The sequence below is a fragment of the Brevibacterium pityocampae genome (assembly GCF_039541555.1).
In the GTDB taxonomy this organism is placed as follows: Bacteria; Actinomycetota; Actinomycetes; order Actinomycetales; family Brevibacteriaceae; genus Brevibacterium; species Brevibacterium pityocampae.
In genome coordinates this window covers 319898-334594 of record NZ_BAABGL010000004.1, presented here as the reverse complement: position 1 = coordinate 334594, position 14697 = coordinate 319898, and the positions used below count along the sequence as shown (strand labels likewise).

General features: G+C 71.7%; 13 protein-coding genes. 8 read left to right on the top strand and 5 right to left on the bottom strand.

The genetic code is table 11. From position 1 onward, the window contains the following. Positions 1 to 14: 14 nt before the first annotated feature. Together ABD883_RS05675 and ABD883_RS05670 are read left to right on the top strand one after the other, a co-directional pair. Entirely contained in the window at positions 15 to 1454 is a 1440-nt protein-coding gene (locus tag ABD883_RS05675; RefSeq protein ID WP_137318331.1) for an APC family permease, read from the top strand. After that, positions 1451 to 3262, top strand: a complete 1812-nt coding sequence (locus ABD883_RS05670) for a serine hydrolase domain-containing protein (protein ID WP_295689867.1) — start codon at positions 1451 to 1453, stop codon at positions 3260 to 3262. Before ABD883_RS05675 ends, ABD883_RS05670 begins: the two co-directional genes overlap by 4 nt. 197 nt (positions 3263 to 3459) lie before the next feature. Here ABD883_RS05670 and ABD883_RS05665 read toward each other — a convergent pair whose 3' ends face one another. The 3 genes from ABD883_RS05665 to ABD883_RS05655 all read right to left on the bottom strand — a co-directional run bounded on the left by ABD883_RS05665 (position 3460) and on the right by ABD883_RS05655 (position 5962). Beyond that, positions 3460 to 4131, bottom strand: coding sequence for a CDP-alcohol phosphatidyltransferase family protein (locus tag ABD883_RS05665; protein ID WP_175406821.1), 672 nt, complete (start codon positions 4129 to 4131; stop codon positions 3460 to 3462). Further along, on the bottom strand, positions 4124 to 5311 hold the full coding sequence (locus tag ABD883_RS05660) for an aminotransferase-like domain-containing protein (protein WP_295689869.1): 1188 nt from the start codon (positions 5309 to 5311) through the stop codon (positions 4124 to 4126). Before ABD883_RS05660 ends, ABD883_RS05665 begins: the two co-directional genes overlap by 8 nt. A gap of 177 nt (positions 5312 to 5488) precedes the next feature. Continuing rightward, positions 5489 to 5962, bottom strand: coding sequence for a MarR family winged helix-turn-helix transcriptional regulator (locus ABD883_RS05655; protein WP_295689871.1), 474 nt, complete (start codon positions 5960 to 5962; stop codon positions 5489 to 5491). A gap of 144 nt (positions 5963 to 6106) precedes the next feature. On the opposite strand from ABD883_RS05655, the gene ABD883_RS05650 reads away from it, so the two are divergent. The 4 genes from ABD883_RS05650 (at position 6107) to ABD883_RS05635 (ending at position 8089) form a co-directional block, all read left to right on the top strand. After that, the gene (locus tag ABD883_RS05650; protein WP_247618420.1) at positions 6107 to 6646 is read left to right on the top strand and encodes a general stress protein; all 540 of its coding nucleotides are present in this window, start codon (positions 6107 to 6109) and stop codon (positions 6644 to 6646) included. A 29-nt stretch (positions 6647 to 6675) separates the two neighbouring features. Next, positions 6676 to 7107 (top strand): glutaredoxin family protein, encoded by a 432-nt coding sequence (locus ABD883_RS05645; RefSeq protein ID WP_345030578.1) that lies wholly within the window; start codon positions 6676 to 6678, stop codon positions 7105 to 7107. Between the two features lie 167 nt (positions 7108 to 7274). Next, the gene (locus tag ABD883_RS05640; protein ID WP_295691073.1) at positions 7275 to 7706 is read left to right on the top strand and encodes a hypothetical protein; all 432 of its coding nucleotides are present in this window, start codon (positions 7275 to 7277) and stop codon (positions 7704 to 7706) included. Then, positions 7703 to 8089, top strand: coding sequence for a hypothetical protein (locus tag ABD883_RS05635; RefSeq protein WP_295691076.1), 387 nt, complete (start codon positions 7703 to 7705; stop codon positions 8087 to 8089). The genes ABD883_RS05640 and ABD883_RS05635 overlap by 4 nt, the downstream gene beginning before the upstream one ends. A 120-nt stretch (positions 8090 to 8209) precedes the next feature. Here the strand turns inward: ABD883_RS05635 and ABD883_RS05630 are convergent, their stop codons facing one another. Then, positions 8210 to 9691, bottom strand: a complete 1482-nt coding sequence (locus tag ABD883_RS05630; protein ID WP_295691079.1) for a M18 family aminopeptidase — start codon at positions 9689 to 9691, stop codon at positions 8210 to 8212. A 20-nt stretch (positions 9692 to 9711) separates the two neighbouring features. On the opposite strand from ABD883_RS05630, the gene ABD883_RS05625 reads away from it, so the two are divergent. Next, complete coding sequence (locus ABD883_RS05625) at positions 9712 to 11013, top strand: MFS transporter (RefSeq protein WP_295691082.1); 1302 nt, start codon at positions 9712 to 9714, stop codon at positions 11011 to 11013. A gap of 32 nt (positions 11014 to 11045) precedes the next feature. Further along, the gene (locus ABD883_RS05620) at positions 11046 to 12485 is read left to right on the top strand and encodes a DUF1684 domain-containing protein (RefSeq protein WP_345030576.1); all 1440 of its coding nucleotides are present in this window, start codon (positions 11046 to 11048) and stop codon (positions 12483 to 12485) included. Positions 12486 to 12678: 193 nt separating this feature from the next. On the opposite strand, the gene ABD883_RS05615 is transcribed toward ABD883_RS05620, so the two are convergent. Continuing rightward, entirely contained in the window at positions 12679 to 14634 is a 1956-nt protein-coding gene (locus tag ABD883_RS05615) for a M13 family metallopeptidase (RefSeq protein ID WP_295689841.1), read from the bottom strand. Positions 14635 to 14697: the final 63 nt, after the last annotated feature.

Sequence of the window (14697 nt, the reverse complement as noted above, 5' to 3'; positions counted from 1 at the left end):
CGAGGAGAACGCACGTGGCCGAGTTGAAGAAGTCCCTGGGAGTGTTCCAGCTCCTCGCCTTCGGGGTCGCCGGAGTGGTGGGGTCGAGCTGGATCTACACGAACTCGACGCTGTTCGACTCCTACGGCTCCGGCGGCGTGGTGTTCGGCCTGGCGATCGGCGTCCTGCTCGCGACCTGCGTGGCGCTCGCCTACTCGGAGCTCACGACCGCGTTCCCGCGCGCCGGCGGCGAGGTCGTCTACTCCTACACCTCGATGGGCCGCGGGCCGGCGTTCTTCACCGGCTGGATGCTGCTCGGCGCCTACGTGTCCTCGCTCGCGTTCTACGTCACCGCGTTCGGGTACCTGCTCGGCAACTTCTTCCCCGTGTTCAACACGATCCCGCTCTACACGATCAACGGGGAGACGGTGTACCTCCCCGTCCTCCTCGTCGGCGTCGTGCTCACCGTGCTGTTCTTCGCGCTCAACTGGTTCGGCATCGAGGTCGGGGCGCAGGTGCAGCTCGCGCTGTTCGTCGCGATCATCGTCATCGGCGCCGCGCTCGTCGTCGTCGGCTTCACCACCGGCTCGCCGGACAACTTCTTCCCCGCCTACCACCCGGAGAACTCGGCGATCGCCGACACGCTGCGCTTCGTGGTCCCGAGCATGACCTTCCTCGCCGGCTTCGGCCTCGTCGCGGTGCTCGCCGAGGACGCCCGGATCTCCGCCCGAAAGATCGGCCGCACGGTCGTCATCACCGTGCTCGGCGCCGGCGGCTTCTACTGCCTCGTGCTCGCCGCCACCGCCTGGGTGCACCCATGGGAGGAGATCGCCGCTATGGACCTCGGCACGGTCTCCGCCTTCGACGCCGCCGGCTTCCCGCTGCTCGGGATCGGCGCGTACCTCATCGCCTTCCTCGGCCTGCTCACGAGCTTCCTCGGCCTGTTCGTCGCGAGCTCGCGGATCCTCGTCGCGATGGGCCGGGCGAACCTCCTGCCCGCGCAGCTCGCCGCGATCCACCCGAAGCGCCGCATCCCGCACATCAGCCTGATCTTCACCGCCGCCGTCACCCTGGGCCTCGGCTGGCTGGGCCCGGGCGCGGTCGTGTGGTTCCTCGACACCGGCGGCGTGTACCTCGGCATCGTGTGGTGCATGGTCGTGATCGCGAAGTACCTCCTGCCGCGCCGCTATCCCGAGCTCGAGCGCCCCTACGTGTCGCGCCTGTGGTTCCTGCCCGCGGTCGGCGCGATCGGCGCGCTGCTCGTCATCGTCTGGGCGATCGTGCCCGGTACCGGCGCCTCGCTCGTGTGGCCGGCGGAGTACATCATCCTCGGCGTGTGGATGGTGCTCGGCATCGTCCTCTACGCCGTGTCCCGCGCCAAGCCGCGCACCGAGGCGCTCCGCGCGCTGCTCGGCGACTCCTACGAGCACCTCCACCGCCACGAGGTCGAGGCGCAGCGACGGGAGTCGGAGTGAACGCGGGGGAGGGCCTGACCGCAGCCGAGGCGGCCGGCGCCGTGCCCGGTGACGGTCCGCTGGCCGGCGCGGGAGCAGGTGCCGAGGCGCGGGCGCGGGCCGCCGTGCGCGCCCACCTCGCCGAGGCGTTCGCCGCGCATCCGGCGCCCGAGGTTGCCTGGGGGCTCGTGCTCGACGGCCGGCTGGTCGACGGGGAGAACCTCGACCGGGCGTTCCGCATCGCCTCGATGACGAAGTCCTTCACCGCGGCCGCGGTGCTGGGGATCCGGTACGGGGCGATCCCCGCCCACCGGCGCCTCGACCTCGACGATCCGATTGCCGAGTTCGTGCCGGAGGCGAGTGCCCCGATCCGGGCGATCACCGTCCGCGACGCGCTGACCATGGCCGGCGGCCTGCCCACCGACGACCCCTGGGCGGACCGGCTCGAGGCGATGACCGCAGCAGAATTCAGCGAGCTCGTCACCCGGTCGCCGCTGCGGCGGTTCGCCGCCGGTACCGGGTACGAGTACTCGAACCTCGGGTACGCGCTGCTCGGGCGGGTCATCGAGGAGGTGACGGGCCGGCCCTACACCGAGGTCGTCGCCGAGGAGATCCTCAGGCCGCTGGGCCTGGAATCGTCTGGGTTCGACGTCGCCGCGCTCCCTCCGGCGGCGGTCGTGCCCGGATTCCGACGGACTGCGGACGGCGGCCTCGAGGATCTCGTCCCGACGCGGCCCGGCGCCTTCTCCGCGATCGGCGGACTGTGGTCGACGGTGCCGGACATCGCGGCCTGGATCGGCAGGCTGCTCGATGCGAGCGCGCCCGTGACCGCCGCAGGTCCTGCGAAGGAGTCGGGCGATGGCGCGGGAGCCGACCCGTGGGCGCGCCCCCTGCGCGACATCCAGCAGCCGCAGCGCTTCATCGGGATCGATGCGTCCGCCGGGGGGCCGTCGGCGAACTCCTACGGCTGCGGCCTCCACTCCTCGACCGACCCGGTGTTCGGCGAGTTCGTCCACCACTCCGGCGGGTACCCCGGCTTCGGCTCGCACATGCGCTGGCACCCGGCCACGCGCTCCGCCGTCATCGTGTTCGGCGATATCACGTACTTCCCGGCCCGCACGATCGCCACCGGCGCCGCCGAGGCGTGCGTCACCGCACTCGGCTGCGACCGCGACCCTGCCGGGCAGCCGGGAGCAGCAGTGTCCGCCGCAACGGAGGCCGGTGCCGAGACGGGGGAGAGCACCGAGCCGGCGGTGACCGCCGAGGCCGAGGAGCAGCGGGCAGCGGCACCCACGGGCGAGCGGCCGGCGCCATCGAGCGAGCCGCTCGTCGATCGTCTCGGCGTCGAGCTGCCGGTCGCCGCGGAGTCCCGCCGAGTCGCGGAGCGGGTCGAGCGGCTCCTCCGGGCCTGGGACGACGCCGAGGCGGATGCGCTGTTCAGCCCGAACATGGACCTGGACGTGCCGCGGGCGGAGCGCCGCGCGGTCCTCGACGCCGTGCTCGCCGCCACGGGCGAGGCCGGCGCCGAGGTGGGCGGTCCGGAGGCGGGTGGTTCCGACTCAGCCGGATCCGGCTCAGGCACCGCCGATGCAGCGGGGGATCCCCCGGCCGTGCCGGACACGGCGACCCAGCACAGGCACGGTGCCGGAGAGGGCGCCTCGGCGGGGGTGCCGGATGTGGTGTGGCGGAGCCCCACCCGGGCGCGCTGGACGGTGCATGGACCAGATGCAACCCGCACGGTCGCTCTCGAGCTCAACCCCTTCGGGCAGGTGCAGAAGCTCACGGTCGAGGCGCAGGGCGGGGCCGCGCAGCCGGCACTGCACCGGTGAGAGACGGTCAGCGGCGGCTGCGCTGAGCCATCGAGCCGTCAGGTGTGCTCGCGCCCTTCCGTCGACCTGTCACTCCGGCTCGATCTCAGCGGGGATTCTCGAGCGCACGTGACAGGTCGACGTGCTGATCGAGCACATGTGGCAGGTCGATGGGCAGACCGCGCATGTGGGGCGGGTGTGCGGCCCCGGGGAGTGAGTCAGCTTCGGGAAGCTGTGCGGCTCCGGGGGGTGCGGATGAGGCGGATGGCGTAGTCGACGCCGGCCGCGAGGTGGAGCACCACACCCGCCGACAGCAGGAACGTGCCGACCTGGTGGAGCGGTGTGTCCGGCAGCTGGCTCGCGGTCGACAGGAGGAGGACCGGCAGCCCGGTCATGATGAGCGCGGTCCGCCCCTTCCCCAGCCAGCTCACGTGCGAGGTCGCGGTCGCATCGAGGCGGACGGTGCCGACGATCCCGAGGAACACGTCGGTGAGCACGATGACGGCGAGCATCCACAGCGGCAGGATGCCGAACCACGTCATCGCCACACAGATGAGGGTGATGCCCAGCCGGTCGGCGACGGGGTCGAGGATCTCACCGACCCGCGTGACCTGCCCGAAGCGTCGCGCCCAGAAGCCGTCGATCCAGTCGGTGGCACCGAACACCGCGAGCGCGATCGTCGCCGCGATCCGGTGCTCCGGCATGCTCATGAGCCAGATCACCACCGGCACGAGGACGACGAGGCGCACCACGCTGATCGCGTTCGGCACGTTGAGCCAGTCGCCGGCGGCCGAGGTCGCGCGCGGGTCGGGGTCCCCGGCGGGCACCTCGGCGCTCGGACCCGGGGACCCGGCCCGCACCTCGGGCTCGGGATCGGGCCGTTCAGGCACCGGCGAACACCGGCGCCAGGCGGGCGAGCCCCTCATGGGTGACCTCGGGGGTGTTCGACACGAAGGAGAACCGGAGGGTGCGCGGGTCCGGGTCGGCGACATAGAACGGGGCGCCCGGGACGAACATCGTGCCGGCCTTGATCGCGTCGTACACGAGCGCGGAGGCGTCGAAGCCCTCCGGCAGACGCGCCCAGACGAACATGCCGCCCTCCGGTTCGGTCAGCGCGGAGCCCGGGGGCAGGACCTCGCGGAGCCCGGTGAGCATCGCATCGCGCCGGCGGGCGTACTCCGCCCTCACCGGGTCGAGCTTCGCCTGGAGGTCGTTGCTCTCGAGGTAGTGTGCGGCGACGAGCTGGTCCACCGTCGAGGTCTGCAGGGCATTGGCCTGCTTGGCGACGCTGATCCGCTCGAGGATCTCCTCCGGCCCCCGGATCCAGCCCACCCGCAACCCGGGTGACAGCACCTTCGACAGCGTGTTGAGGAGGAATGCGCGGTCGTCGAGCCGCGGGTCCGCGCTGATCGGGATCTGCTGCTCGTCGGTGTAGCGGAGCTCGGAGTACGGATCGTCCTCGATGAGCCAGGTGTCCTGGGCGGCGATGATGTCCGCGATCGCGCGGCGGCGGGACTCCGGCATCGTCACGCCCGTCGGGTTCTGGAACGTCGGGATCATGTAGACGGCCTTGGGCTTCCACTGCCGGATCGCCGCGTCGAGCGCCTCGGGCACGACCCCGCCCTCGTCGGTGTCGATCGGCTTGAACTCCGCCCCCTGGAGCCCGAACGCCTGGAGCGCGGACACGTAGGACGGGTTCTCGACGAGCACGACGTCGCCGGGATTCACGAGCGTCTGGCTCAGCAGGCCGAGCCCCTGCTGCGAGCCCGAGGTGATGAGCACCTGGGCGGCCGTCGTCGGCACTCCCATCTGCGTGGTCCGCAGCGCTGCGGCCTGACGCATCTCGGGCTCCCCGTCGGTGGAGGCGTACTGGAGGGCCCGCTGACCGGCGGTCTCCATGATGTGGGTGAAGGACTTCGTCAGTCCTTCGACGTCGAACAGCTCGGAGGCGGGGTTGCCGCCGGCGAAGCTGATGAGGGTGGGGTCGAACGAGAGCTCGAACAGGGCTCTGATCGGCGACTTCCCCACCGTCGTCACGTATTCGTTGAGGTGTGAGCGAACCGATTCCATGCCCTCATGCTAGCGGGGATCGGGCCGGTTCCAAGGGGTGTGGGAAGAGCGGTTTCCGGGGGTCGGGATCGAATGACGTCGGGTCATGACGCGGGTGGTGCGTCCGGCGGCAGGGCGACCTGATGGATCGGGTGCGCGTGGGTGGGACCGGTGCGTCGGGCTGGGTCGGGTCCGGTGTCAGTCGGCCCGGTCGGCGAGATCGTCGTCGAGGGCGCGGGCGAACCGGGAGAGGAGTCGACCGAACTCGGTGACATCGGCCGCCGGCCACGCGGCGGTGAGGTCCTCCATCGTCGTTGCGAGGCGCGACCGGTGCTCGCGCATCACCGCGTGCCCGTCCGCGGTGAGGTCCACCTGGACGGCGCGCCGGTCTGCGGGGTCGGGGCCGCGGGTGATGAGTCCGTTGCTCTCGAGGCGGTTGACCTGGGCGGTGATCGTCGAGCGATCCACCGACTGCCAGCGGGCGAGCGCGGACATCCGGGCCGGTCCGCAGTCGGCGATGCGTTCGAGCAGCCACACATCGGTGCGGGTGAGCGAGGCCGCACCGCCGCTCAGGCGCTCCCAGGTGGCGCGCCGGCTGCCCCAGCGCTCGATCGAGGTCAGCGCATGACGCAGCGAGGCGAGGACCTCGGCGGTGCGGGGGGACTCGGGCATCGTGCTCAGCTTTCCCGGAGATTTGGTTGGTATGATCAAATCATTCTAGCGCGGACGGTGCGCGATCGGAATCCCCGAGGTGCTCGCCTCGCCCAGCCGGATCGGACGACCATCCGCGCCCGCGCCCTCGACCGAAAGGACAGCATGACCGAGAACACCGGGACTCCCGCAGGACACCCCGCTGCCGGACAGGACCCCGCCCCGCACCTCGCGCAGTCGCCTGCGACCGGGCAGACCGTGCAGCCCGTCCCCCGCGAGATCGTCGCCCGCTTCCACGACTACCTGCCGGCCCAGAACGCCGTCGATCTCCTCGCGGATTCCGACTTCGAGGTGAGCACGGTGCGGATCGTCGGGCACGACCTCACCACCGTCGAGCACGTCACCGGGAACATGACCTGGGGCAAGGCCGCCGGGTTCGGTGCGCTCTCCGGTGCCTGGATCGGACTGCTGCTCGGGCTCGTCTTCGCCCTCTTCGTCGCCGGGATCGGCTTCTTCTCCGTCCTCCTCTCCACGATCGCGCTCGGCGCGGTCTGGGGTCTGATCTTCGGCCTCATCGCCTTCGCGATCAACGGCAAGGCCCGCAGCTTCCGCTCGGTCCAGTCGCTCAAGGCCTCCGAGTACACCGTCGAGGTCGAGGCGCCGCGCGCCGCCGAGGCCATCCGGATCCTCGCCGCCGGACGCTGATCCGGGCCGGGTCCGGCTAGCCTGGTGCCGTGCGCATCCCTCGTCGGCTCCTCTGGACCCTCGCCGCCGTTCTGGCCCTCGCCGGGACGGCGGCGTTCCTCGTCGACCGGCCGGCCGCCGGTGCCGGTCTGCTCGCCGGTGCGGCCGGACTGGCGATCTTCGCGATCCGGATGAGCGGCCCTCGGCCGCACACGGCGTGGTCCCCCGAACTCGAGGACACCTCGGCGGCGGTCGTCTACTGGAAGGACGGCTGCCCCCACTGCCACACCCTGCTCCGCGCCCTCGCCGGTGACGAGCGGATCACCTGGGTCAACATCCATCTTGATGAGGACGCCGATACCCGGGTCCGCGAGCTCAACCGCGGGAACCGGTTCACGCCCACTGCGGTCGTCGGCCGCCGGGTCCTCCCCGACTCCGCCCCCGAGGACCTCCGCGAGCTGCTCGGCGACCCCGCCCCCTGAGACCGCCCCGCCGCTCGATGCAGCTCTTTCTCCCCACGGCGTCTGAATCAGCTGCATCGACGGTCGTGTGCAGGGGAATTCGCTTGTCGACAGAAAGAACAGTCGCATCTGCGTGAGCGCGCCACCCCCAGGCGGCCGCGAACCGCCGTGACCGTAGGCTTGTCCCCATGCGCATGACGAACCTGCTGCAGCTCGCGGCCGCCCTGCTCTTCACCGCATCCGGTGTGATCCGGCTCGCCACGGACCCGGGCAGCGTCCTGGGCTGGCTCTTCGTGGTCCTCGGCATCCTCTCCTTCGTGCTGGCATTCTTCGTCCTCAACCGGAAGCCGCACACGCCCTGGTCGGACGACCTGCTGGCGCCGGGCCGCGCGGTGGTCCTGTGGCAGGACGACTGCCCGCGCAGCCGCGCCCTCATGCGCCGTTTCAACACCGACGGGCGGTTCGCGTTCATCGACGTCGACCGCGATGAGACCGCCGCGGCGAAGGTCCGCGCGCTCATGGACGGCGCGCTCGCCACCCCCGTGGTCCTCACCCGCAATGCGCAGCTGGCCAACCCCACCGCGAACGACGTCATGTGCGCCCTCAAGGACTCCCGGTGAGCGATTCGGCCTTCATCGGGCTGCTCGTCCTCATCGGATTCGGGCTGCCGACCGCGATGATCATTCTCACCTGGGTCGCGTACTCCGGGTTCTATGAGGGGTGGCGGCGGGTGAGGCCCAGGCGGAGAAATTTCCAGGGTCCCTATTGGGGGCTTCCTGCCGCCATCGTGCCGCAGGCGGCGGCGATCGCCGTCCTCGCGCTCTACGGAATCGTTCTCACCTCCGTGCAGCCTCCCATGGAACCGCTCTGGCACTGGGTGTTCCTCGGCACCGTCGTCGTCCTGCTGAACGTCGGGTGGAGCTTCAGTTACAGGATCCCCCGCGCGTGGAAGCCGGAGTGGCTCCGACTCGAGGAGGAGGCGGAGCGGGAGTCACGTCGCTGAACCCGTCGCTGTTCCCAGCCCTCCGCCGCCCCGGTCCCAGCCGGGATCATTCCCGGCGGGCACGCGGCACCGCTCCCTGCGCAGCGTTGCTCCCACCGCAGAGCCGCCCCGCGCGGGCTTTCAGCGGCCGCTGAGGAAGGCGTGCGCGACGCGGAACAGGTCGTGGACGTCGGACACCGCGCACATCTCGCGCGCGGAGTGCATGCTCCACAGCGCGATCCCGGCGTCGACGGTCGTCATGCCCAGACGCGTCGCGGTGAGCGGACCGATCGTCGACCCGCACGGCATCGCGTTGTTCGACACGAACTCCTGGTAGTGCACCCCCGCCGCCGCGCACGCCCGCGCCCACCGCGCGGTGCCCACGGCATCCGTGGCGTAGCGCTGCTGGGCGTTGATCTTGAGCAGCGGCCCGCCGCCCAGCCGCGGCCGGTTCACCGGGTCGTGGCGCTCGGGGTAGTTCGGATGGACCGCGTGCCCGGCGTCGGACGACACGCACACCGAGCGGGCGAGCGCGCGCAGGTACGCCTCGCGCACGCGCCCCGCACCCGGGGCGCTCGCCTCCCGGATGCCACTGCCGCCCGCGGCATCCGCACCCGAGGCGCCCACCGGACCGGACTCCCCGGCACCCGGCCCGGCGCCGGCCGGAGCCCCGGCGACGATGCCGGCGATGATCCGCTCGGTGACATCGGCGAGGAACGGTCCGCTCGCCCCCGAGCGGGTCTCCGAGCCGACCTCCTCGTGGTCGAAGGCCGCGACGAGCGGGATCGAGTCGAGCCCGGCCGGCTCGACGAGCGCGAGCGCGCTGATCCCGGCGTGCACGGAGGACAGGTTGTCGAGGCGCGGGGAGGCGAGGAACTCCTCGTGCAGACCGAACCGTGCCGGCTCCTGGGCCGGGATCGTCACGACGTCGAAGGCCACGACATCGGCGGCCTCGACCCCGGCCGAGGCGGCGAGCGCGCCGAGCACGCCTGTCCCCTCGCCGGCGCCGCCGGTGAGCGCCTCGAGGCCGATGACCGGCTGGACGTGGCGCTGCCGGTCGAGCGCGAGCTTGTCGTTGACCTGCCGGTCGAGGTGGATGGCGAGCTGCGGGATGCGGCCGATCGGCCCGGTCCGGGCGAGCACCTCGGCCCCGTCGACGGTGACGAGCCGGCCGGCGAAGCACAGCTCGCGGTCGAGCCACGAGTTCAGCAGCGGGCCGCCGTAGATCTCCACCCCGACCTGGAGGTTCCCCTCGACGGTGAAGTCCGTGTGGGGCTTGAGCTTGAATGCCGGGGAATCGGTGTGCGCGCCGAGCACGGCGAACCCGGGCACCTCGGCCGAGCCGGCGCCCGCGGCGTCTCCGGCACCCCCGACGCCAGAACCCCCGGCACCCCCGGCCCCGCCGGGCATCACCCAGGCGATGATCGCGCCGTCGCGGACCACCAGGTGCCTGCCGCCGGGACGCAGATCCCACTCCGCGCGCTCGTCGAGCTCGGTGAAGCCCGCCGCGGTCAGCCGCCGGCGGGCGGCGTCGGCGGCGTGGAAGGACGAGGGGGACTCGGTGACGAACTCCGCGAGGTCGGCGGCGACGGCGGTGGGAGCTGATTCTGTCGTAAGCCTCATAGCCGGTAGCCTAGTCAATCGTGTTCACCTCCCTCGGACGCATGTTCGGCTGGGGCTTCCTGCCCCTGGCGCTCATCGCCAAGCTGCCCTTCGCGATGTCGGTCGTCGCCGTCATGACGGCTGTCTCCTCGACCCGGGAGTCCTTCACCCTCGCCGGGGTCACGGCCGCCCTCGTCGGCGTGGGCACCGCGATCTCCGGGCCCGTCCTCGGCGCCTCGGCCGACCGCTGGGGCCAGCGCATCGTCCTCCTCATCGCCGCGGTCGCGAACACGCTCGCCCTGTTCGGCCTCGCCGCCGCACTGCGCGCCGAGGCGCCCACCGCCCTCGTGCTCGGCGCCGGCCTCCTCATCGGGCTCACCGCCCCGCAGGCCTCCTCGATGGTCCGCACCCGCTGGCTCCACGCGATCCGCGCCGAGTTCACCGGGCACCGGGCCCGCAAGGCGACCTCGACGGTGCTGTCCTACGAGTCGATGACCGATGAGCTCGTGTTCGTCTTCGGCCCCGTCGTCACCGGGTTCGTCGCGGTGCTGCTCGGTGTCGTCGTCCCGCTCGAGTTCGCCGCCGCGCTCACCCTGCTCGGCGTCATCGCCTTCGCCGTGCACCCCTCCGTGCGCTACGCCCGGGGGCACCTGCGCGACGCCCGCGACCACCGGGCGGTCGCCTCGGCGGGGGAGACCGTGCGGCCCCCGGACCCCATCGCGTGGGTGCGGCGGCCGGTCGTGCTCCTGCCGGTGACCGGGATGACGGCGATCGGGCTGTTCTTCGGGTCCTCGCTCACCTCGCTCACCCGCTTCATGCAGGAGTTCGGGCAGGCCGACGCGACCGGCATCTTCTACGGGATCATGGGCATCGGCTCGGCGGTGTGCGCGCTCGGCGTCGTGCTCCTGCCCGAACGGTTCACCCTCACCGCCCGCTGGCTCGTGTTCGCCGGCGTCGCGCTCACCGGCGCGGTGCTGTTCGTGCTCACCCGCGACATCGGCCTGCTCGTCCCCGCCCTCCTCGTCATGGGCGCGGGGATCGGGCCGAGCCTCGTCACGCTCTACTCGATCGCCTCGGAGGTCGCCCCGTTCGGGCGCACGACCACCGTCATGGCGATGATGTCCACCGGCGTCGTCGTGGGCCAGTCCGCGGCGTCGGCGCTCACCGGCGCCGTCGTCGACGCCGCTGGATACCGCGAGGGGTTCTGGCTGTCGTTCGCCTCCCTCACCCTGCTCCTCGTGCTCGGCGCAATCCAGGTCCTCCTCACCCGCCGGCGCGCCGCGCGCGTCTCCGCCGCACCTGCCGCGGCCCCCGCACCCGCCCCACCGGGCGGGGCGCCGTAGGACCTGCCCGCCCCCGCGGCCGATCCCCTACTATGAACAGCAAGGCGATCATCGAGACGAGGACGAGCGTGGACCAGTACACCGCAGAATGGCACGAATGGCATGATGCGCGCCTGTCCGCTCTCGCCACTCCGTTCGGCTGGCTCAGCCTCACGGGCCTGACCTGGCTCGACGAGGGCGAGACGACGGCCTGGGAGGGCGGACCGGGCACCTTCGTGCGCGACGGCGAATGGGTGCACTTCACCCTCGCCCCGGGCACCAGCGCGGGCCCCGGCAAGGACGCCCTGGAGATCATGGGCCGGCCCGGCCCGGCGGCCGAGGTGCGCGTCGACTCCGATGACCGGATGTCCGCCCGGGTGGCCCCCGGGGAATCGCTCAACTGGATCCTCGTCGGCCACGTGCTCTACGAGCTCCTCAACCGCGACGGCTCGATCGGCCTGCGCCGCCACGACTCCAAGGCGCCGCTGCTCTCGCGCTTCATCGACGTGCCGACCTTCCCGGTCAGCCAGGACTGGGTGGTGCGCGCGGCGTTCACTCCGTACCCGCAGCCGGAGCCGCGCCGGATCGCCTCGGCGATGCCGGGGATCGAGCTCGACGAGCAGCTCTCCGGCGAGGTCGAGTTCGAGCTCGCCGGGCACACCCACCGGCTCCGGACCACCGGCTGCCCCGGGTCGGGCCTCACCGTGCGGTTCCACGACTACACCAACGGCGTGACCACGGCGACCTGGCGGACGCTCAACATCGGGCTGCCCGACGCCGGGAACTCCGTGATCCTCGACTTCAACCGGGTGTACAACGACCCCTTCGCCTTCACCCCGTACGCCACCTGCCCGGCGCCGGTGCCGGAGAACATCCTCCCGCTCGCGGTCGAGGCCGGGGAGCGCAGGCCCACGCAGACCCTGAGCGAGGCCGGCATCAACACGCCCGTCCTCGTCATCGAGACGAGCCCGACCCCCGGCGTGGAGTCGATCCTCGCCCGCTTCGACGAGAACGGCCTCGAGGTCACCCACGTGCAGGTGGCCGAGGGCGAGGCGCTGCCGCCGCTGGCCGGGTTCGCCGCCGTCGTGCTGTTCGGCGGGTTCGAGGGCGATGACCTCAGCGCCGAGCGGCGGGCGGAGATCACCGAGCTCCTCACCGACGTCATGGCGACCCGCCTGCCGGTGGTGGGCGGCGGTTCGGCCGCCCAGTACCTCACGCACGCCGCGGCCCACGACACGCTCACCGCCGGGCGCCTGACCTTCGAGGGGACGCCGGCGGACCTCGGGCGGCTGCCGCTCGCGGTGAGCGCGGACATCGCCGACGACGGGCTGTTCCGCGCGAACATCTCCACCCTGGGGTCCGACGGGATCGGCTACATCGAGATCGACAAGCTCGCCGACGAGGCGCCCGCCGCGACCCGCAACGAGTCGTTGACCATCACCTGGCGCGATCTCGTCGAGCGCTTCGCCCGGCTCGTCCACACGAACTTCTGAGGCCCGCGGCCCGGCCCGGGGCTGAGGTGCTGGATCCACCGAGGTGTCGGGTTGCCAAAGCGCGCAGGCCACCGCGGCGCGCGGGCCGGGCGCGGAGAATGGTGGTTCCGACGAAGAGTATGAGCGTCGACGCCACCACACTCCGCCGGAACCACCACAGTCCCGCCGCTTCCGAGCTGCCAGCCGGGTCAGGTCACCAGATCGACACGCGGTCCGCGGGTGCGAGGTGCATCCCGTCGCCCTCGCGCACGCCGAACACCTCGGCGAAGGCGTCGAGGTTCTTGACGATCTGATTGCACCGGAACTCCTCCGGGGAGTGCGGGTCGACCGCGATCCGGCGGATCCGCTCCTCCTTGCGGAACTTCGAGCGCCAGGCGGTGGCCCAGGCGTAGAAGAACTCGCGGCCCTCCTCCTCGGTGAGCTCCCGGTTCTCGTCGCGGGCGAGCAGCTGCAGGGCCTTCCACGCGATCGACATGCCGCCGAGGTCGCCGATGTTCTCCCCGACCGTGAGCGCGCCGTTGACGTGGTGCTTGGCGTCGAGGCCCTCGGGGACGAGCACGTCGAACTGGTCGATGAGGCTCGCCGTGCGCTCCTCGAAGCGGGCGCGATCGTCCTCGGTCCACCAGTCGACGAGGTTGCCGTCGCCGTCGTAGCGCGAGCCCTGGTCGTCGAACCCGTGTCCGATCTCGTGGCCGATCACCGCGCCGATCGCCCCGTAGTTCGCGGCATCGGAGCCGCGCGCATCGAAGAAGGGCGGCTGCAGGATGGCGGCGGGGAACACGATCTCGTTCATCACCGGGTGGTAGTAGGCGTTGACCGTCTGCGGCGTCATGAGCCATTCGGTGCGGTCGATCGGCTGCCCGATCCGCCCGATCTGGCGCACGTGCTCGGCGTGCGCGGCGCGCCGGACGTTGCCGACGAGGTCGTCGGCGACCATCTCCGCCGGGTACTCCCGCCACACGTCCGGGTAGCCGACCTTCGGGGAGAACCGGGCGAGCTTCTTCAGGGCGCGCTCACGGGTGTCCTCGCCCATCCAGTCGAGCTCGGAGATCGAGGACTCGTAGGCGCGGATGAGCCGGTCGACGAGCTCGGTGATCGCCTGCTTGGACTCCGGCGGGAACTCCCTGGCCACGTAGAGCTTGCCGACAGCCTCGCCGAGCAGGCTCTCGACGAGGGCGACGCCGCGCTTCCAGCGCTCCCGCTGGGTGGGCGTGCCGGACAGGGTGCGGCCGTAGAAGTCGAAGTTCTCCTCCGACAGGGCCTCGGTGAGCAGGCCCGCATAGGCCTCGACGATGCTGAACTGCATCCACGCCTTGAGGTCGTCGAGTGATGTGCGCGCCCACTCCTGCGCCATCCCGACGAAGAACGACGGCTGCGACACGACGAGGTACTCGAGGCCGGTGATCCCGGCGCCCTCGCACCAGGCGGCGAAGTCGAAGCCGGCGGCGAGCTCGTCGAGCTCGACGGCGGCGAACTTGTTGTACGTCTTCTCTGCGTCGCGGCACGACACCCGGTCCCAGTGGTGCTCGGCGAGGCGCGTCTCGAGGTCGAGGACGAGCGCGGCGAGCTCGTTGTGCGGCCGGCCGGTGAAGCGGGGGAGATCGGCGATCTCGGAGACGCGGGCGACGTGGGCAACATAGGCCTCCCGGATCTCTGTGTAGTCGTCCGACGAGTAGTAGTCCTCGTCCGGCAGGTGGAGCCCGGCCTGCATCGCATAGAGGATGTACTCCGCGGAGTTCTTCGCATCCGCGGAGACGAAACCGCCCACCACGGTGGGCACCCCGGAGGCGTCGAGCGCGCCGAGCACGCGCGCGAGCTCCGCATGGTCGGACGCGGCGGCGACGAGCTCGAGGTCGTGCACGACCGGCTCGATCCCGGTCGCCTCGATCGTGTCGGTGTCCATGAAGGAGGCGTAGAGGGCGCCGATCTTATGCGCCTCGGAGCCGGGTTCGGAGTCCTGCTCGCCGAGTCCGGTGATGAGGTCGCGGACCTTGACCTCGGCGGCATCGTAGAGGGCGCGCATGGCGCCGTCGCCGGCCCGGTCCTCCGGGATCTCGAAGGTGTCGAGCCACGCGCCGTTGACGTGGCGGAAGAGGTCCTCGCGGGCGCTGATCGCGGGGTCGCCGTGGGGCAGTCGAGTTTCGGTCATGGTCCAACGGTATCCGGTCCCGGCCCACCGGGCGCATCTGCGACCATGGTTGCGGTGGTCGGG